This window comes from Janibacter melonis (assembly GCF_003721155.3).
Taxonomy (GTDB): Bacteria; Actinomycetota; Actinomycetes; order Actinomycetales; family Dermatophilaceae; genus Marihabitans; species Marihabitans melonis.
In genome coordinates this window covers 2,166,280-2,184,646 of the sequence record NZ_CP044548.2, presented here as the reverse complement: position 1 = coordinate 2,184,646, position 18,367 = coordinate 2,166,280, and the positions used below count along the sequence as shown (strand labels likewise).

General features: G+C 73.5%; 15 protein-coding genes. 9 read left to right on the top strand and 6 right to left on the bottom strand.

Annotation, left to right across the window (positions count from 1 at the left end; translation table 11 throughout):
- Positions 1 to 20: 20 nt before the first annotated feature.
- Positions 21 to 1,310: an adenylosuccinate synthase gene (locus tag EEW87_RS10405; protein WP_123093111.1), complete on the bottom strand. Its 1,290-nt coding sequence runs from the start codon at positions 1,308 to 1,310 to the stop codon at positions 21 to 23.
- 186 nt (positions 1,311 to 1,496) lie between these two features.
- Between EEW87_RS10405 and EEW87_RS10400 the strand changes: the two genes are divergently transcribed.
- Positions 1,497 to 1,676 (top strand): DUF5302 domain-containing protein, encoded by a 180-nt coding sequence (locus EEW87_RS10400; protein WP_068272198.1) that lies wholly within the window; start codon positions 1,497 to 1,499, stop codon positions 1,674 to 1,676.
- An 82-nt stretch (positions 1,677 to 1,758) separates the two neighbouring features.
- On the opposite strand, the gene EEW87_RS10395 is transcribed toward EEW87_RS10400, so the two are convergent.
- On the bottom strand, positions 1,759 to 3,996 hold the full coding sequence (locus EEW87_RS10395; protein WP_123093113.1) for a HelD family protein: 2,238 nt from the start codon (positions 3,994 to 3,996) through the stop codon (positions 1,759 to 1,761).
- A gap of 83 nt (positions 3,997 to 4,079) precedes the next feature.
- Entirely contained in the window at positions 4,080 to 5,087 is a 1,008-nt protein-coding gene (locus EEW87_RS17030; RefSeq protein WP_123093115.1) for a helix-turn-helix transcriptional regulator, read from the bottom strand.
- 269 nt (positions 5,088 to 5,356) lie between these two features.
- On the opposite strand from EEW87_RS17030, the gene purD reads away from it, so the two are divergent.
- Positions 5,357 to 6,637, top strand: coding sequence for a phosphoribosylamine--glycine ligase (purD, locus tag EEW87_RS10385; RefSeq protein WP_123093117.1), 1,281 nt, complete (start codon positions 5,357 to 5,359; stop codon positions 6,635 to 6,637).
- Positions 6,638 to 6,768: 131 nt separating this feature from the next.
- On the opposite strand, the gene EEW87_RS10380 is transcribed toward purD, so the two are convergent.
- A complete protein-coding gene (locus EEW87_RS10380) occupies positions 6,769 to 8,181 on the bottom strand; it encodes an MFS transporter (protein ID WP_123093119.1) in 1,413 nt (470 codons plus the stop codon).
- A 55-nt stretch (positions 8,182 to 8,236) separates the two neighbouring features.
- On the opposite strand from EEW87_RS10380, the gene soxR reads away from it, so the two are divergent.
- The 3 genes from soxR to EEW87_RS10365 all read left to right on the top strand — a co-directional run bounded on the left by soxR (position 8,237) and on the right by EEW87_RS10365 (position 10,411).
- On the top strand, positions 8,237 to 8,701 hold the full coding sequence (gene soxR, locus EEW87_RS10375; RefSeq protein ID WP_240341579.1) for a redox-sensitive transcriptional activator SoxR: 465 nt from the start codon (positions 8,237 to 8,239) through the stop codon (positions 8,699 to 8,701).
- 107 nt (positions 8,702 to 8,808) lie between these two features.
- Positions 8,809 to 9,279, top strand: coding sequence for a hypothetical protein (locus EEW87_RS10370; protein ID WP_151914995.1), 471 nt, complete (start codon positions 8,809 to 8,811; stop codon positions 9,277 to 9,279).
- A 166-nt stretch (positions 9,280 to 9,445) separates the two neighbouring features.
- Complete coding sequence (locus EEW87_RS10365; protein ID WP_123093122.1) at positions 9,446 to 10,411, top strand: phosphoribosylaminoimidazolesuccinocarboxamide synthase; 966 nt, start codon at positions 9,446 to 9,448, stop codon at positions 10,409 to 10,411.
- A 69-nt stretch (positions 10,412 to 10,480) separates the two neighbouring features.
- On the opposite strand, the gene EEW87_RS10360 is transcribed toward EEW87_RS10365, so the two are convergent.
- Positions 10,481 to 12,241: an alpha/beta hydrolase gene (locus EEW87_RS10360; RefSeq protein ID WP_163562427.1), complete on the bottom strand. Its 1,761-nt coding sequence runs from the start codon at positions 12,239 to 12,241 to the stop codon at positions 10,481 to 10,483.
- 193 nt (positions 12,242 to 12,434) lie between these two features.
- On the bottom strand, positions 12,435 to 14,198 hold the full coding sequence (locus tag EEW87_RS10355; RefSeq protein WP_163562426.1) for an alpha/beta hydrolase: 1,764 nt from the start codon (positions 14,196 to 14,198) through the stop codon (positions 12,435 to 12,437).
- Between the two features lie 174 nt (positions 14,199 to 14,372).
- On the opposite strand from EEW87_RS10355, the gene EEW87_RS10350 reads away from it, so the two are divergent.
- Genes EEW87_RS10350 through purL form a run of 4 tightly spaced genes read left to right on the top strand, consistent with a single transcriptional unit; the run spans position 14,373 to position 18,346 of the window.
- Positions 14,373 to 15,068, top strand: coding sequence for a hypothetical protein (locus EEW87_RS10350; protein ID WP_148041645.1), 696 nt, complete (start codon positions 14,373 to 14,375; stop codon positions 15,066 to 15,068).
- 43 nt (positions 15,069 to 15,111) lie between these two features.
- Positions 15,112 to 15,405, top strand: coding sequence for a phosphoribosylformylglycinamidine synthase subunit PurS (gene purS / locus EEW87_RS10345; protein WP_123093754.1), 294 nt, complete (start codon positions 15,112 to 15,114; stop codon positions 15,403 to 15,405).
- A complete protein-coding gene (gene purQ / locus EEW87_RS10340; protein ID WP_123093753.1) occupies positions 15,402 to 16,073 on the top strand; it encodes a phosphoribosylformylglycinamidine synthase subunit PurQ in 672 nt (223 codons plus the stop codon). The genes purS and purQ overlap by 4 nt, the downstream gene beginning before the upstream one ends.
- Positions 16,070 to 18,346 (top strand): phosphoribosylformylglycinamidine synthase subunit PurL, encoded by a 2,277-nt coding sequence (purL, locus tag EEW87_RS10335; protein ID WP_123093752.1) that lies wholly within the window; start codon positions 16,070 to 16,072, stop codon positions 18,344 to 18,346. The genes purQ and purL overlap by 4 nt, the downstream gene beginning before the upstream one ends.
- The last annotated feature ends 21 nt before the right edge of the window (positions 18,347 to 18,367 follow it).

Genomic DNA, 18,367 nt, shown 5'->3' with positions numbered 1-18,367 from the left:
GTGGGGCGGGCGCCCGGCGGTCAGCTGTCGAGCAGGGGGTGGCGCTGGATGATCTCGTCGCGGGCCGGCCCGACGCCGATCGCCGAGACGCGGGCGCCGATGAGCTCCTCGACGCGCAGCACGTAGTCCTGCGCCGCCTGGGGCAGCTCCTCGAAGGTGCGGCAGCCGCTGATGTCCTCCCACCAGCCCGGCATCGTCTCGTAGATGGGCGTCGCGTGGTGGAAGTCGCTCTGGCTCACCGGCATCTCGTCGTGACGCACGCCGTCGACGTCGTAGGCCACGCAGATCGGCACCTGCTCCAGGCCCGTGAGGACGTCGAGCTTGGTGACGACGAAGTCGGTGACGCCGTTGATCCGCGTCGCGTACCGCCCGATGACGGTGTCGACCCAGCCGCAGCGGCGCGGGCGCCCGGTCGTCGTGCCGTACTCGTGCCCGGTCTTGCGCAGGAACTCGCCGTCGTCGTCGAAGAGCTCGGTGGGGAAGGGGCCCTCGCCGACGCGGGTCGTGTACGCCTTGAGGATCGCGATGACGCGGCTGACGCGGGTCGGGGGGATGCCCGACCCGGTGCACGCGCCGCCGGCCGTCGCCGAGGAGGAGGTGACGAAGGGGTAGGTGCCGTGGTCGATGTCGAGCAGGGTCGCCTGCCCGGCCTCGAGCAAGACGTTCTGGCCGGCGTCGAGCGCCTTCTCCAGCTCGAGGGTCGTGTCGCCGACCATCGGGGCGAGGCGGTCGGCGTAGGAGCGCAGCTCCTCGACGACGCGGTCCACCTCGGCGCCACGGGTGTTGTAGACCTTGACGAGCACCTGGTTCTTCAGCGCGAGCGCGGCCTCGACCTTCTGGCGCAGGATCGACTCGTCGAAGATGTCCTGCACGCGGATGCCGGTGCGGTTCATCTTGTCGGCGTAGGTCGGGCCGATGCCGCGGCCGGTCGTGCCGATCTTGCGCGACCCGAGGAAGCGCTCGGTCACCTTGTCGAGGGTGCGGTTGTACGGCGCGATGACGTGCGCGTTGGCGCTGATCCGCAGCTTGCTCACGTCGACGCCGCGGGCGGTGAGGCCCTCGAGCTCCTCGAAGAGCACGGCGAGGTCGACGACGACGCCGTTGCCGATGACCGGCGTGCAGTTCGGCGACAGGATGCCCGAGGGCAGCAGGTGCAGGGCGTACTTCTCGCCGTCGATGACCACGGTGTGGCCGGCGTTGTTGCCGCCGTTGAACTTCACGACGTAGTCGACGTCGCGGCCCATGAGATCGGTGGCCTTGCCCTTGCCCTCGTCGCCCCACTGGGCTCCGACCAGCACGATCGCCGGCATGTGTACTCCTCGTGGCCCTGCGGCCCTCGTCGGTGGTGGGTGCCCGTCGCGGCCGTCGGCCGCGCGACCCCGCCACTGTACCGGCGGGCCCGATACTGCGTTGCGCCCGGCGGCCGTGGCTGGGAGCGTGGTCGCTCCGGGCGGCACGCGCCGTCGCGGCAACCCCGACACGAGGAGGTGGTGCGCATGAGCAAGCACGAGAGCGCCCCCGAGGACGTCAAGGAGAAGTTCCGGCAGGCGCTGGAGCGCAAGCAGGCCCATGCGGGCCGGGACGTCTCGGCAGAGGGAGGGCACGGCAAGGTCGAGTCCTCCCACGGCCCGGAGACCTCCGGCTCCCAGCAGATGTTCCGCCGCAAGTCCGGCTGAGCGCACCCGGAGGGGGCGGCCCGTGCGTCACGCACCGGGTCGCCCCCTTCGTCGTGCCCGGGCGAAGGGGGACCCGGCCCGGTCAGGCGGTCGGGCGCAGCACGCTCATCCGGTGGGCGGCGCGGGTGAGCGCCACGTAGAGCACGCGCGCGCCGCCGGGGGACTCCGCGACGATCGCGTCGGGGTCGACGACGACCGTGGCGTCCCACTCGAGGCCCTTCGTCGACATCGGGTCGAGGACGACCACCCGGCCGCTCTCGTGCGCGACGAGCGGTGCGACCCGCTCGAGGTGACGGGCGGGGGCGATGACCGCGACCGAGCCGTCGACCTCGTCGACGAGAGCGTCGACCGCGGCGCGGGCGGCCGCGTCCACCGACGGGGCGGAGGTGTCGAGGGCATCGCCGAAGCGGGTCTCGACCGGCTCGACCCCGGTCTCCCGGACGGCGTCGGGGATGTCCGCGTCGGGGACGACGGGCAGGATGACGTCGCGCGCGTAGTCGAAGATCTCGCGGGCGTTGCGGTAGTTCGTGCTCATGTGGAAGCGACGCCGCTCGTTGCTGCCGAAGGCGTCCTCGCGCGCCGCCTCGGCCTCGCGCGCGTCGGCCCACGAGGCCTGGGCGGCGTCGCCGACGACGGTCCACGACGCGCGTCGACCACGACGCCCGACCATGCGCCACTGCATCGGCGAGAGGTCCTGCGCCTCGTCGACGAGGACGTGGGCGTAGGAGCCGGGGCGGCCCACCCGTCCGGTGAGGAGGCGCTCGCGGGCCAACGTCGGGGTCACGTGGCTCTCGACGTCGCGGACGCGGACCGCCGAGCCCATCGTCGTCAGCTCGCGCTCGGCCGCACGGCCGTCGAGCTCGTCGATCTCGTAGAAGCCGCGCTCCTCGTCGGCGGCCTCCTCGACCTGGCCGAGGCGCACGGCGAGCTCGTCGACGACGGCGACGTCGGCCACCGACCACGTGCCGAGCTCGAGCGCCTCGCGCATCGAGTGGGCCAGCGCCGCGGCGTCGCCCTGGGAGAGCACGCCCTGGGTGATCCGGTAGGCCCGCTCCGTGTCGGCGAGCCACAGCAGGGCCTGGCGCGGGTCGACCTGGGGCCACCACGCCTCCATGAAGGAGTCGACGGCGATGGACTCGTCGAAGGCGTCGAGGAACTCGTCGCGCTCGCCCTCGCGGTGGCTGGCCCACGCGGCCTCGGCGAGCATCTCTCGGGCGGCCTTCGTGCCCTGGTTGCGGGTCCGGTCGCGCAGGACGCGACGGCGGATCGACGCGAGGGCGTCGGGGCCGATCCGGATGGCGATGCCGCCGACGAAGGTCCGCAGCTCGGTGGGCGCGCCCGGGACCGGCTCCTGGAGCAGGCGGGCGACGACGGTACGCATCCGCAGCGAGCCCTTGACGGCGGCGACCTCGGGGGTGTCGAGGCGCTCGGTGCCGATGGCGTCGACGAGGTCGCCGAGGGCGCGCAGGGCCACGGAGTCCTCGCCGAGCGAGGGCAGCACGCGCTCGATGTACGCCGTGTAGGCGGCGGAGGGGCCGACGACGAGGATGCCGCCGCTCTCGTAGCGCCGACGGTCGTTGTAGAGCAGGTAGGCCGCGCGGTGCAGGGCGACGACGGTCTTGCCGGTGCCGGGGCCGCCGGTGATCTCGGTGACGCCGCGGTCGCTGGCGCGGATCGCCTCGTCCTGGTGGGCCTGGATCGTCGCGACGATGTCGCGCATCCGCGTGCCGCGGGCCCGGGTCAGGGCGGCGAGCAGCGCGCCGTCGCCGACGACGACGATGTCCTCGGGAGCCTCGGGGACCATGAGGTCGTCCTCGACGCCGACGACGGTGTCGTCCTTCGAGCGCAGCACCCGGCGGCGGATGACGCCGTGGTTGGCGACCGGGGTCGCGCGGTAGAAGGGCGAGGCGGCCGGGGCGCGCCAGTCGATGACGAGCGGCTCGTACTCGTCGTCGCGCACGCCGAGGCGGCCGACGTAGCGGATCTCGCGGTCGGCCGCGGCCATGGCGTCGCCGTGGTCGATGTCGAGCCGGCCGAAGACGAGGCCCTCGTGCTGGTGCTCGAGCGTGGCCAGGCGCCGGGCCGCCTGGTAGACGAGCGCGTCGCGCTCGAAGAGGCCCGACATCTCCTCGTCGCGCACGTCGCCCGTGCGATCGGTGCGACCGCGCGACATGCCGTCGGTGGCGACGAGACCGGCGCGGGTCTCGGCCTTGACGAGCTCGTCGCGGACCCGGTCGAGGTGGGCCTGCTCGGTCGCGATCTCGGTCGCGACGTGCGGCGGGACGTCGGTGGTGGAGGGGCGAAGGGAGCCGTCGGTCACGTCTGCTGCTCTACCTGTCTCACGTGTGTCGCGCGGCGGCGACCTGGGCAGCCATCGAGTCTAGACGCCAGCACCGACGTCGCTCAGACCAGGCCGCGCCGCACGGCCTCGACCCCGGCCTGGAGCCGGGACTGGGCGCCGAGCCGCTCCATGACGAGCCGGACCCGCCGCTCGACGGTGCGCACGCTCACCCCGAGCTGGCGGGCGACGTTGGCGTCCGAGGCGCCGGCGGCGAGCAGGGTGAGGATCGTCTGGTCGCGCTGCGAGTACAGCTCGCCGTCGACGTCGAGGTCGACGGCGGGCAGCGGGAGGCTGCGGGCGTGCAGGCGCTCGACGAGGTTGCCGATGCCGGTGATGAGCGGGCTGTCCCACAGGGAGACCGACCCGGCGCCCGAGGGCTCGATGTTCGTCAGGTCGACGACCGCCTGGAGCCCGTCGACGACGATCGCCGAGAAGGGCACGTCCTCGGCGATCCGCACGTCCTCGCCGGACGCCTGCCGACGCCGCAGGGTCTGCAGGGCGTCGTCGAGCTCGAGCAGGCGAGAGTCGTAGACGGCGAGGTAGCGCAGCGGCTGGCCCGCGCTGTCGAGGGTGGGGCTGTCGTGGTCGACGAGCGGCGAGGTGAGCAGCTGGATGCTGCGCTCGCCGTACGCGCGCATCGCGAGGATCGAGCGCTCGGCGCCCGCGACGACGGCGATGCTCGCCGAGCGGATCTCGGCGAGGGAGTCCAGGGTGCTGGCCCGCAGCGGGTTCGTGCGAGCGTCCTCGAGGGCGCGGACCCTGCGGTGGATGAGCCCGAGCTGGGGTGCCGAGGCCCGCACCCGGCGCAGCTGACGCTCGACCTCGGCGGTGTAGGCCGCGAGGGCACCCTCGGGCGGGGGGATCGAGATCGCCCCGTCGTCGTCGACCTCGGCCAGGCCCCGGTGGGTGAGGATCTGCAGCCCGAGGTCGACCTGCGCGGCGCTGATCCCCGCGGCCACCAAGGACTCTCGCGTCGCGGCCGGGTCGTGGATGAGCGCGAGGTAGAGCCGGGTGATCTCCTCCTCGGGCATCGCGACGTCGAGGTGGACCGGGAGGTCGGGCGCGGACATGACGAGAAGTATGGCGACAAGCCGACATCGTCGGGAGACCGACAGCGTCAGGTTGATTTCGCCCTCGGATTTGGTCACACTCGCATCTGCTGGCCTTCGGGTCGGCTCGCTGCGCGGGACGTCCCCCCCTGGTCCCGCGCGAGCGATCGGGGCGCGAGGTCGAGCCAGCGAGACCCCCCTGCACGCTGGCTCCCTCGCGCCCCCCTCGCGCATCTCGGCGGGGGCGACCCACCGGTCGCCCCCGCCGTTCGCGTCCTAGGCTTCGGGGCGTGAAGGTACTCGTCATCGGATCAGGTGCCCGTGAGCACGCCCTCGTCCGCGCGCTGCTCGTCGACCCCGCCGTCGACGCCGTCGTCGCGGCACCCGGCAACCCCGGCATCGACGTCGTCGCGCTCTGCGTGCCGGTCGACACGCAGGACCCGCAGGCGGTGACCGACCTCGCGCGCGAGCACGGCGTCGACCTCGTCGTCGTCGGCCCGGAGGCCCCGCTCGTCGCAGGCGTCGCCGACGCGGTCCGCGCGGCCGGCATCGCGTGCTTCGGCCCCGACCGGGCCGCGGCCACCCTCGAGGGGAGCAAGGCCTTCGCGAAGGAGGTCATGGCTGCCGCCGAGGTGCCGACCGCCCTGGCCCACGTCGCACGCACCGAGGCCGAGCTCGCCGAGGCGCTCGACGCCTTCGGCGCCCCCTACGTCGTCAAGGACGACGGGCTCGCCGCCGGCAAGGGAGTCGTCGTCACCGACGACCGTGGTGCCGCGCTCGCGCACGGCCTGGCCTGCCTGGCGAAGGGGGAGGACGCCCAGGTCGTGGTCGAGGAGTTCCTCGACGGCCCGGAGGCCTCGCTCTTCTGCATCTGCGACGGGCAGCGGGTCGTGCCGCTCGACCTCGCCCAGGACTTCAAGCGCGTCTTCGACGGCGACGAGGGCCCGAACACCGGGGGCATGGGCGCGTACTCACCGCTCGACTGGGCGCCCGAGGGGCTCGTCGACGACGTCGTCGCCCGGGTCGCGCAGCCGGTCGTCGACGAGATGAGGCGGCGGGGCACCCCCTTCGTCGGGGTGCTCTACGTCGGCCTCGCGCTCACCTCGCGCGGGCCTCGGGTGATCGAGTTCAACGTGCGCTTCGGCGACCCCGAGACCCAGTCGGTGCTCGCGCGGCTCGCGACCCCGCTCGGCGGGCTCCTCCACGCGGCGGCCCAGGGCCGGCTCGGCGAGGTCGAGCCGCTGCGCTGGCGCGAGCAGGCGTCGGTGACCGTCGTCGTCGCGGCGGCGGGCTACCCGGCCTCGCCGAGCACCGGCGACCCGATCGGCGGTCTCGAGCTCGTCGGCGACACCGACACCTACGTGCTGCACGCCGGCACAGCCGCCGGCCCGGACGGCACCGTCGTCAGCGCCGGTGGCCGCGTGCTCTCCGTCGTCTCCCTCGGCGCCGACCTCGACGAGGCGCGCGAGCATGCGTACGCCGGCGTCGCGAAGGTCGAGCTCGAGGGCGGCCACCACCGCACCGACATCGCGCTGCGCGCCGCCCGCGGGGAGATCCGCACGCCCCGCTGACCGGTTACCCCCTCCGCCCCGCCCGCTCCGGCACCCCCTCACCCTCGCCGAGACCCGCTCGTCGTCCGTCACCCCCGGTCGTCGCCGGTCCGCGGCCACCGGGTCTCGCGGACGACGAGCGGGTCTCGGCGTCAGGGGGAGTCGACTCGATGGGCCGCGGCGGTCCCGACCAGCCCGAGGACGGCGCCGGCGGCGACGACGACGGCGAAGGGGGACCCGGTGAGGTGGTCCGCGTGCGCCGCGACGAGCGCGCCGCCGCCGGCCGTCGCCAGGGCGGTGCCGATGGCGGCGGCGAGCGTCGCGGCGGCGTTGACCTCGCCCTGCCGCTGCGCCGGTGCGAGCTCGACGGTGCGCACGCTGAGCGTGTTCGTCGCGACGCCCATGCCGAGCGTGCTCACGCACCACCCGAGCATCGAGGGGGCGAGCCCGATCGCGCCGACGGCGAGCAGGAGCGGCCCGGTCGCGCCCGCGGACATGAGCAGCAGGCCCGTGCGCAACCGCTGGACCGCGCTCGTGCGCTCGCGGACGGCGTCGCCGCTCGCCACGCTCGAGCCGAGGGCCCAGCACACCCCGGTCACCGCCAGGCTCGTCCCGGCCAGCCGTGGCCCGGTGCCGTGGACCTCGACGAGGAGCAGCGGGAGGTAGGTGCCCATCGCGGCGAAGGTCGCGCTGACGAGCAGGCGCAGGCCGACGGCCGCGGGGATGCCGGCAGAGAGCGTCGCCGTGCCGGCGGGGAGCAGCCGGCGCCCGGCGAGGACGAGCACGACGGCTCCGGCGGCCGCCGTCGGAGCGGCGAGGGTGGACGTCGCCCATGCAGCCGTGCCCCAGGTGAGGGCGCCGACGGCGGCGGCGACGAGGAGCGCGGCCCCGACCGTCGCGCGGTCCCGAGCGCGCCACCGACCACCGGGGCGGGGGAGGGCGTCGCGCAGCGCGGTGAGCAGGGGCGGCAGCGCGACGGCGAGGAGGACGAGCGGGGTGACGAAGACCGCCCTCCACCCCCAGTGCTCGGCGACGAGCCCCGCGGCGAAGGGGCCGAGCAGCGAGGGCAGCACCCACGCCACGGCGAAGCCGGCGAAGACCCGGGCGCGCAGGTGCTCGGGCATGACGTCGGCGACGAGCACGACGAGACCGATGTCGAGCAGCCCCTCGGCGACGCCGGAGGTCGCGCGGCCGAGCAGCAGCACCGGCATCGACGGGGCGAGCCCGGTGAGCACCTGCGCGACGACGAAGGTCACGACCCCGGTGAGGATGAGCGCGCGCGGGCCGCGGTGGTCGCCGAGGACCCCCGCGACGGCGGTCGCGACGAGGAAGGTCAGGCTCGAGACGCCCGTCGCCAGCCCGTACCACTGCAGCCCGTCGAGCTCCCGGGCGACGACGGGCAGGACGGTCGTGACCGCCCTGTTCTCGTAGGCGCCGAGGGTGACGACGCACAGGGCGGCGAGCACCATCGGCAGGTGGGCGGGGGACAGGAGGCGGTCGCGCGGGGGCGCGTGGACGTCGGCGGGCGCCGTCGTGGGGGGTGTCGTAGGGGACTCGGCGGTCATGCCGCTGATGCTCGATGCTCAAGCGCGCTTGAGGTCAACCGGCTATCGTCGGGGCGTGGACCAGCGGCACAAGGACGACCTGCTCCCCGTCGGCGAGATCGCGCACCGTGCGGGCATCAGCGTGCCGACGGTGCGCTTCTACGAGGAGCGCGGGCTCATCGCCTCGAGCCGCACGGCGGGCAACCAGCGCCGCTTCGCGCGCCACACCCTGCGCCGCATCGCCTACGTGCGCGCGGCGCAACGCTTCGGGCTGAGCCTGGCCGAGATCCGCGAGGCGCTCGACACGCTCCCCGCCGACCGGGCCCCGACGAAGGGGGACTGGGCTCGCCTCTCGCGGCGCTGGCACGACGTGCTCCAGGAGCGCATCGAGGCGCTCGAGCGGCTGCGCGACACGACGGACGGCTGCATCGGGTGCGGCTGCCTGTCGACCACCCGGTGCCCGATCTACAACACCGACGACGAGCTCGCCGCCACCGGCTCGGGTGCCCGACGCTGGCCCGACGCCCTGCGCGAGGGGTGAGCGGGTCCCCTTCGCCCCCGCCTACCCACCCGTAAGCGGGGTGTTCACCCCACCTACGGGTGGGTAGCCGGGTGCCAGGATGGCGCCAGCCGACCGAAGGGGGACCCGTGACGACCACGACCGACGACGCCAGCCCGTACCGCCTCGAGGGGAGACCCCGCTCGCGCGGGCTCGCCCGCGCGCTCTCGCCGCTCGTCGCGGTCGCGCCGTGGCTCCTCACCGTCGCGGGGATCGCTCTCGCCGGGGAGTGGCAGCGCGGCGTCTACGCCCGAGGCGAGCGGTCGCTCGGCCTGCTGCTCGCCGCGCTCGTCGTCCTCCTGCTCGCTGCCCTGCTGTGGGCGGCGGTCACCGCGTGGTCCTCGGTCGGCACCGTCCTGGCGGGCGTGCTCACCGTCGTGCTCGCGCTGGCTCTCGGCGCACCGGGGCCGGTCTCCCGGGCGATCAGCCAGAGCGTCCTCGAGGCCGGTCTGCCCTACCGCGCCTACGCCGTGCTCGTCGCGCCCGTGCCCTTCCTCGTCCTGGGCACCACCCTCGTCGCCGCCGGCCTCGCGGCCGCCGCCGTCCGCCGCCTGCGCTGACGCCCCCGTCGCCCTCCCTCCCCCTTCGCCTCCGTCCTGATCTCCGCCTACCCCTCCGTACGTGGGGTGATCACCCCACGTACGGAGGGGTAGGCGGAGGTCGAGGCGGGTGGGGTGATCGCGGACCTGCTGCTCGGGTGAGGGCGAGTCACGGCAGGATGGGCGCATGGCTGACGGCTCGCACCCCACCCTGCCCGGCTTCGCGCACGTCTACTCGGGCAAGGTCCGTGACCTCTACGCACCGCTCGACGACGCGGGCGAGGCGCGCGCGGACCGGCTGCTCCTCGTCGCGAGCGACCGGATGAGCGCCTACGACTTCGTCCTCGACAGCCCCATCCCCGACAAGGGCGCGGTGCTCACGCAGCTCTCGCTGTGGTGGTTCGACCAGCTCGCCGATCTGCTGCCTCACCACGTCGTGAGCACGGACGTGCCCGACGAGGTCGCCGGCCGCTCGGTCCTCGTCGAGCGGCTCGACATGCTGCCCGTCGAGTGCGTCGCCCGCGCCTACCTCACCGGCGGCGGGCTCTCCGAGTACGAGGCGACGGGCTCGGTGAGCGGTGTCGCGCTGCCCGAGGGCCTCGTCGACGGCTCGCGCCTGCCCGAGCCGGTCTTCACCCCCTCGACGAAGGCGCCGATGGGCCAGCACGACGAGCCGATCCCCTTCGAGGGCGTCGTCGCCGAGATCGGCCCTGAGCTCGCCGAGCGCGTGCGCGATCTCACGATCGCGATCCTCGCGCGCGGCAACGACGTCGCCGCCGAGCGCGGGATCCTGCTCGCCGACACGAAGGTCGAGTTCGGCCTGCGCGGTCTCGACCTCGCGCCCGGCGAGGACCTCGGCGAGGTGATCCGCGCGCGCGGCGCCGCCTGCGAGATCGTCCTCGCCGACGAGGTGCTCACCCCCGACAGCTCGCGCTTCTGGCCGGCCGACGCGTGGGAGCCCGGCCACCCCCAGCCCAGCTACGACAAGCAGTACGTCCGCGACTGGCTCACCTCCGCCGCCTCCGGCTGGGACCGGCACTCGGGCGAGGCTCCGCCGGCTCTGCCGGACGAGGTCGTCGCCGCCACCCGCGCCCGCTACGTCGAGGCCTACGAGCGGCTCACCGGCACCCCCTTCGTGCCCGCGGGGCGCTGACCGCCCGAGCACGACGAAGGGGGCGTGGACGGCTGTCCACGCCCCCTTCGCCATGGGGTCGTCGAGACGTCAGTCCACGACGACGGGCTCGGGGAAGGTCTGCTCCCCGGCCCCCTTCGGCAGCTCGGTCATCTCCGCGATCTCCGGAGCGGTCTTGCGGGCCCGCTCCTCGCGGGTCGGGAAGGCCGGGGTCTCGGCCGCGCACGTCCGGTCGCGCGCGGGCGAGGAGCCGCTGACGAGGTAGGTGTCGACGGCCTTGGTGACGCAGCTCGAGACGCCGTAGGCGGTGTGGCCCCACGAGTCGCTGGACACGAGGCGGGAGCGGCCGAGGATCTTGCGGGTCTCGACGGCGCCGGTGTACGCGGTGGCGGGGTCCCAGTAGTTGCCGACGATGAGCACGCCCTTGGGCGTGTACCGGTCGTACGGGCCGACGTAGGCGTCCTCGTCCTGGCCGGTGAAGGCGTCCCCGGCGCAGCCGGAGGAGCTCCACAGCCAGGCCTTGCCGAAGTGCGGGGCCGTCGTCTGAGCCTGGGTGTCGTACCTCGGGTAGTCGGCCAGGCGGGTCGTCTCCTGCGAGTCCGTGCACGTCACCGACAGGAAGGCGTCGTAGGAGTTGTCGTACATGGCGCGAGCCGGCGCACCGACCGCGTCGTCGACCGCCGCGAGGAGGACCTGCCGCGACGCGCGGGTCGGCTTCGGGGTCTTCGCCCGGCCACCCTGCGCCTCGGTGGCGGCGTAGTCGAGCTCGGTGAGGATGGCGTCGACCTGCGTCGGGGCGTCGGACCCGTACATGACGCTGAGGAGCGCGCCGATCATCGTGGGGTAGTCGACCGTGAACTTCTGGCCGCTGTCGGGGTCTCGCAGCACGAGCGGCGTGCGCTGGACCTGGGCGACGAGGGCGTCGAAGCGCTTGCGCGTGTCGCCGACGGCGGCGAACTCGCAGCGCGGGTCACCGGCCTTCTGGCACTCGGCGAGGACCTGCTTCATCGCCTTCCACGCGCCCTTGCCGGAGCCGAGGCGGAAGTCGAGCGGGCGGCTCTTGTTCCACGGCGTGCCCGACCAGGAACGGGGGTTGATCGTCCCGTCGATGACGATCGAGCGGAAGTTCGAGGGGAACATGTTCGCGTACGTCGCGCCGAGCTGCGTGCCGTACGAGAAGCCCATGTAGCTGAGCTTGCCCTGGCCGAGGGCACGCCGGACCATCTCCATGTCGCGGGCGACCTCGGCGGTCGACATGGCCGTGGCGAGCTTGTTGGTTGAGCAGGCGCGGGCGATCTTCTTCATCGAGCCCATGTAGCGCTGCTGCTTCGTCCACCCGACGGGGAAGACGTCCTCGAGCGGCGCGAAGGTCGACTGCTGCTGCCAGGGCTGCAGGCAACGCACGTTGTCGCTCGCGCCGATGCCGCGCGGGTCGACCCCGACGACGTCGAAGCTCTTGCGGATCGTCGGGCTGGCCCACCTGCTCGCCGCCTGGGCGAGGTCGGTCGAGGACCCGCCGGGCCCGCCGGGGTTGACGAAGAGGGTGCCCACCCGCTTGCCGGTGGCCTTCGTGCGCAGCACGGCGACCTTGGTCTTCGGGCCCTTGGGGTCGTCGTAGTCCAGGGGGAGGTCGACGGTGGCGCACTCCGAGGTCGCATAGCACCGGAACCACTTCAGCTTCGGCGTCGGCGTCTTGTTGAGCTTGGCGTTCTCGGACGGCTTCGTCGCGGTGCTGACGGCAGCGGCGCTCGGTGCGCTGCTCGTCGTGGGCGCGGCGCTCGCCGTGGCGAGCGTGCCGGCGAGCATCGAGGCGGCGACCGCCCCGACGACCAGCGTGCGTGGTGCTCTCATGATCGGTGGTTCCCCTGCTTCTTCGGTGGGCGCCGACGGCGCTCAGACGCCGCCCAACGTAGTGGGGCGGCGCGCCGGGCACAGGCACATCCGCGCGATCGGGCCCGGGCGCGCAGGCGAGGGTGACCGTCCGCACACGACGAAGGGGGCGTGGACGGCTGTCCACGCCCCCTTCGCCCGGGTGGGCCGTCGCTCAGCGCACGACGGTCGGCTCCGGGAAGGACTGGCCCGCCGGGGCCTTCGGCAACTTCTTGGTCTCGGCGACCTGGGGCGCGCTGACCCGGGCCTCCTCCTCACGGGTGGGGAAGGCCGGCGACTCCGCCGGGCAGGTGCGGTCGCGCAGCGGCGAGGCGCCGGTGACGAGGTAGGTGTCGACGGCCTTCGTCGCGCAGGCGGACACGCCGTAGGCGGTGTGGCCCCACGAGTCGCTGGAGACGAGGCGGGAGCGGCCGAGGACCTTGCGGGTCTCGACGGCGCCGGTGTACGCGGTCGCGGGGTCCCAGTAGTTGCCGACGATGAGGACACCCTTGGGCGTGTACCGGTCGTAGGGACCGACGTAGGCGTCCTCGTCCTGACCGGTGAAGGCGTCGCCGGCGCAACCGGAGGAGCTCCACAGCCAGACCTTGCCGAAGTGCGGCGCCGTCGTCTCGGACTGCGTGTCGTACCGCGGGTAGTCGGCCAGGCGGGTCGTCTCCTGCGAGTCCGTGCACGTCACCGACAGGAAGGCGTCGAGCGAGCTGTCGTAGGCGAAGTCGCGGCGGGGCACCCCGGTCGCCTTCGAGACGGCGGCGAGCAGGGCCTTGCGGGAGGCCTTGGTCGGGGCCGGGGTCTTCGCCGTGCCGCCCTGCGCCTCGGTGGCGAGGTAGTCGAGCTCGGTGAGGAGCGAGTCGACGAACTGCGGGGCGTCGGACGAGTACAGCGCGCTGAGCAGGGTCCCGACCATCGTCGGGTAGTCGATGGAGTACTTCTCGCCCGTGTAGGGGTCCACGACCGGCAGGGGCTTGCGCTCCAGCTGTGCCGCGAGCTCGTCGAAGCGCTTGCGCGTGTCGCCGACGGCGGCGAAGTCGCACCGGGCCTCGCCGGCCTTCTGGCACTCGGCGAGGATCTGGCGCATCGCCGTCCACGCGCCCTTGCCCGAGCCGAGCCGGAAGTCGAGCGGTCGGCTCTTGTTCCACGGCATGCCGGACCAGGAGCGCGGGTTGATCGTCCCGTCGATGACGATCGAGCGGAAGTTGGAGGGGAACATGTTCGCGTAGGTCGTGCCGAGCTGGGTGCCGTACGAGAAGCCGAGGTAGCTGAGCTTGCCCTCGCCCAGCGCACGGCGGACCATCTCCATGTCGCGGGCGACCTCGGCGGTCGACATGGCCGTGGCGAGTTTGTTGGTGGAGCAGGCGCGGGCGATCTTCTTCATCGAGCGCATGTAGCGCTGCTGCTTCGTGTAGCCGACGGGGAAGGCATCGGCGAGCGGCGCGTACGTCGTGTCCTGCTCCTCGACGGGCAGGCACTGCACGGTGTCGCTGAAGCCGATGCCGCGCGGGTCGACGCCGACGACGTCGAAGTTCTTGCGGATGGTCGGGCTGGCCCACAGGTCCGCGAAGTAGGCGAGCTCGGTGGCCGAGCCGCCGGGGCCGCCGGGGTTGACGAAGAGCGTGCCGAGGCGCTTGCCGGTCGCCTTGGTGCGCAGGACCGCGACGTCGGTCTTCGCGCCCTTGGGGTTGTCGTAGTCCAGCGGCAGCGCGACCTTCGCGCACTCGGCGCCGCCGTAGCAGCTGAACCAGCGCAGCCGTGGCGTCGCGGTCTTGTCGAGCTTGGCGTTCTCGGACGGCTTCGTCGCGGTGCTGACGGCAGCGGCGCTCGGTGCGCTGCTCGTCGTGGGCGCGGCACTCGCCGTGGCGAGCGTGCCGGCGAGCATCGAGGCGGCGACCGCCCCGACGACCAGCGTGCGTGGTGCTCTCATGATCTGTCCCCTGCTCTGCCGTGAGCGCCGGCGGCGCCCGGTGCGCGTCAACGTAGTGGTCCCGGCCCCGGTCCGCACGGCGAGAGGCGCAGCGGCCACCAGGTGGTCACCTCGAGGTCATCTCGTCGGCCGACGAGCGGTGCCCGACCGTCTCCCGCTGGCTAGCCTGCGGCCATGACGGGGGACGAAGGGGGAGCCCGCCGCGCCCCGCGGCGGCGGGTCTCGGACAGCGACGACGTCTTCCGCACGTCGGCGTCGACGGGGCGTCGGGGCGAGCCGCGCGCCGGCGCGCGGCGGCCGAGGTCGGGCCCGTCGTCGGCCTCGACACCGCGGGCGTCCCCGTCGCGGTGGACCGACCCGGCGCCGACGAGCGGGGTGTGGGACCCGCGCGGTGCGACCCCCGAGCAGCGGCGTGAGGTGTACGAGGACGCGCTTCGGCGGAGCCGGGGCTTCGGGTGGTTCGGAGCGCTGCTCGCACTGGTCTTCCTCATCAAGGTCGTCGTCGAGGCGCGCGCCGGATCTGCGAACTCCAGCGTCCTGATCGCCCTGATGCTCGTCTGGACGAACGTCGCACTCTTCGGGGCGGTGCATGCGCGTCGCGCGAAGACCACCCTCGGCTCGGACCCCGAGGAGCCCGTCGAGCAGGTGATGCAGCGTTCGAAGGAGGTCACGGCGCGTGCCGTCTACCCGGCCGTCGCCGCCTTCGACGCCCTGTGCGCGGTCCTCGTCCTCGTCCTCGTGCCGCAGGCCTGGCCGGTCGCCGCGGTGACGGGGGCCGTCGCCCTCGCCCTCGCCGTCGCCTGGTGGCGGGCCCGTCGACGCGGTGACCACGACTCGGCCGTGGTCGACCCCCCTTCGGCCCGTCGATAGACTCGCTCGAAGGCCCCCCCGAACCCTCTCCACAGGAGCCCCAGTGGGACGCATCGTCGTCGACGTCATGCTCAAGCCAGAGATCCTCGACCCCCAGGGCCAAGCGGTCCGCGGCGCGCTCCCGCGCCTGGGGCTCACGGACTTCACCGACGTGCGGCAGGGCAAGCGCTTCGTGCTCTCCGTCGACGGCGAGGTCACGCCCGAGCACCTCGCCCGCGCCCGTGAGGCCGCCGAGACCCTGCTCTCCAACCCCGTCATCGAGGACGTCGTCGACGTCCACGAGCTCGTCCACGACGAGCCCGAGCAGGCCCCGCTCACCGGCGAGGGCGCCCGGTGAAGATCGGCGTCGTCACCTTCCCCGGCTCGCTCGACGACCACGACGCCCGGCGCGCGGTCGACCTGTGCGGCGGCGAGGCCGTCGCCCTCTGGCACCGTGACGCCGACCTGCGCGGCGTCGACGCCGTCGTCATCCCCGGCGGCTTCTCGTACGGCGACTACCTGCGCGCCGGTGCCATCTCGCGCTTCGCGCCCGTCATGACCGAGGTCGTGCGCGGTGCCGAGGCGGGCATGCCGGTGCTCGGCATCTGCAACGGCTTCCAGATCCTGTGCGAGTCGCACCTCCTGCCCGGCGCGATGATCCAGAACGACCACCGCACCTTCGTGTGCCGCGACCAGCGTCTGCGCGTCGAGTCGACGAGCACCGCGTGGACCGGCGACTTCGAGGACGGCGAGGCGATCACCATCGTCCTGAAGAACCAGGACGGCCAGTTCGTCGCCGACGCCGAGACCCTCGACCGGCTCGAGGGCGAGGGCCGCGTCGCCTTCCGCTACCTCGGCGCCAACCCCAACGGCAGCTACCGCGACATCGCCGGCATCTCCAACGCGCGCGGCAACGTCGTCGGCCTCATGCCCCACCCCGAGCACTGCGTCGAGGAGGGCTACGGCCCGAGCCTGGACGGCCGGCGCTTCTTCACCTCCGTCCTGCAGGAGATGGTCTCCGCGTGAGCACGCTCGACACCGTCGCCCACGCCGGGCAGACCCCCGACCTCGACCAGCCCTGGGCCGACCTCGGTCTCAAGGAGGACGAGTACGCCCGGATCCGCGAGATCCTCGGCCGCCGCCCGACGATCGCCGAGCTCGCGATGTACTCGGTCATGTGGTCCGAGCACTGCTCGTACAAGTCGAGCAAGGTCCACCTGCGCCGCTTCGGCGACCTGCCGCAGACGACGCCGCTCGGCGAGACCCTCGCCGGCATCGGCGAGAACGCCGGCGTCATCGACGTCGGCCAGGGCTGGGCGGTGACCTTCAAGGTCGAGTCGCACAACCACCCGAGCTATGTCGAGCCCTACCAGGGTGCCGCGACCGGCGTCGGCGGCATCGTCCGCGACATCATGGCGATGGGCGCCCGCCCGGTCGCCGTCATGGACCCGCTGCGCTTCGGCGCCATCGACCACCCCGACACCGCCCGGGTCCTGCCCGGCGTCGTCAAGGGCATCGGCGGCTACGGCAACTCCCTCGGCCTGCCCAACGTCGGCGGCGAGATCGTCTTCGACGAGTGCTACCAGGGCAACCCCCTCGTCAACGCCCTGTGCGTTGGCACCCTGCGCCACGAGGACCTCCACCTCGCCAAGGCCTCCGGCGCCGGCAACAAGGTCGTCCTCTTCGGGGCGAAGACCGGCGGCGACGGCATCGGAGGCGTCTCGGTCCTCGCGTCGGAGACCTTCGACGAAGGGGGACCGACGAAGCGCCCCGCCGTCCAGGTCGGCGACCCCTTCGCCGAGAAGGTCCTCATCGAGTGCTGCCTCGAGCTCTACCGGGCCGGTGTCGTCGAGGGCATCCAGGACCTCGGCGGCGCGGGCCTGTCCTGCGCGACCTCCGAGCTCGCCTCGGCGGGCGACGGCGGGATGAGCGTCGAGCTCGACCGGGTCCCCCTTCGCGACTCCACGCTGCGGGCCGAGGAGATCCTCATGTCCGAGAGCCAGGAGCGGATGATGGCCGTCGTCGCGCCCGACCAGGTCGACGCCTTCATGGCGATCACCGACCGGTGGGACGTCGAGGCCACGGTCCTCGGCGAGGTCACCGGCACGGGCCGGCTCGTCATCACGTGGCACGGCGAGACGATCGTCGACGTGCCGCCGCGCTCCGTCGCCCACGACGGCCCCGTCTACGACCGTCCGATGGCCCGGCCGCAGTGGCTCGACGCCGTCCAGGCCGACACGAGCGCCTCCCTGCCGCGCCCCGGCACCGACGAGCTCGGCCAGGTCGTCCTCGACCTGCTCGCCTCGCCGAACCTGTGCGACAAGTCGTGGGTCACCGACCAGTACGACCGCTACGTCCTCGGCAACACCCGCCAGGCGATGCCCGCCGACGCCGGTCTCGTGCGCATCGACGAGCGCACCGGTCTCGGCATCGCCGTCTCGACGGACTGCAACGGCCGCTTCGGCCGGCTCGACCCGTACGCCGGCGCGCAGCTCGCGCTCTCGGAGAGCTATCGCAACGTCGCGACGACCGGCGCGCTGCCGCTGGCCGTCACCGACTGCCTCAACTTCGGCTCGCCGGAGGACCCCGCGGTCATGTGGCAGTTCGAGCGCGCGGTCGCCGGCCTCTTCGACGCCTGCCTCGAGCTCGGCATCCCCGTGACCGGCGGCAACGTCTCCTTCTACAACCAGACCGGCGACGTCGCGATCCACCCGACGCCCGTCGTCGGCGTCCTCGGCGTCATCGAGGACGTGGCGAAGGGGGTCGGCGCCGGCTTCGCGCACGACGGCCAGGTCGTCCTCGCCCTCGGTCGCACCCGCGACGAGCTCGACGGCGGCGAGTGGGCGCACGCCCTGCACGGCCACCTCGGCGGTGTGCCGCCGCAGGTCGACCTCGCCGCGGAGAAGGCGCTCGCCGACTTCTTCGTCGCCGCGGTGCGCGCCGGTGTGCTCACGAGCTCGCACGACGTCTCCGACGGCGGTCTGGCGATCACCCTCGCCGAGTCCGCGCTGCGGCACGGCGTCGGCGCGAGCCTCGACCTCACCCCCGTGTGCGAGCGCGACGGGGTCGACCTGACGACCGCGCTGCTCTCGGAGTCGGTCGCCCGCGCGGTCGTCACTGTCGCGGACGAGCAGTCGCTCGCGACCGTGGTCAACCTCGCGGCGGAGCACGGGGTGCCCGTCGCGCGGATCGGCACGACCGGCGGGTCGACCCTCAAGGTCAAGGGAGCCCTCGAGCTCGAGGTCGACGCGATGCGCCTGGCGCACACGGCGACGATGCGCTCGTACTTCGCGTCCTGACACCCGCACGACCGGCCGTCT

Bases quoted from the DNA above. Each gene is read 5' to 3' on its own strand.
- EEW87_RS10405 (WP_123093111.1), bottom strand. From the start codon at position 1,310: ATGCCGGCGATCGTGCTGGTCGGAGCCCAGTGGGGCGACGAGGGCAAG.
- EEW87_RS10400 (WP_068272198.1), top strand. From the start codon at position 1,497: ATGAGCAAGCACGAGAGCGCCCCCGAGGACGTCAAGGAGAAGTTCCGG.
- EEW87_RS17030 (WP_123093115.1), bottom strand. From the start codon at position 5,087: ATGTCCGCGCCCGACCTCCCGGTCCACCTCGACGTCGCGATGCCCGAG.
- EEW87_RS10380 (WP_123093119.1), bottom strand. From the start codon at position 8,181: ATGACCGCCGAGTCCCCTACGACACCCCCCACGACGGCGCCCGCCGAC.
- EEW87_RS10365 (WP_123093122.1), top strand. From the start codon at position 9,446: ATGGCTGACGGCTCGCACCCCACCCTGCCCGGCTTCGCGCACGTCTAC.
- EEW87_RS10360 (WP_163562427.1), bottom strand. From the start codon at position 12,241: ATGAGAGCACCACGCACGCTGGTCGTCGGGGCGGTCGCCGCCTCGATG.
- EEW87_RS10355 (WP_163562426.1), bottom strand. From the start codon at position 14,198: ATGAGAGCACCACGCACGCTGGTCGTCGGGGCGGTCGCCGCCTCGATG.
- EEW87_RS10350 (WP_148041645.1), top strand. From the start codon at position 14,373: ATGACGGGGGACGAAGGGGGAGCCCGCCGCGCCCCGCGGCGGCGGGTC.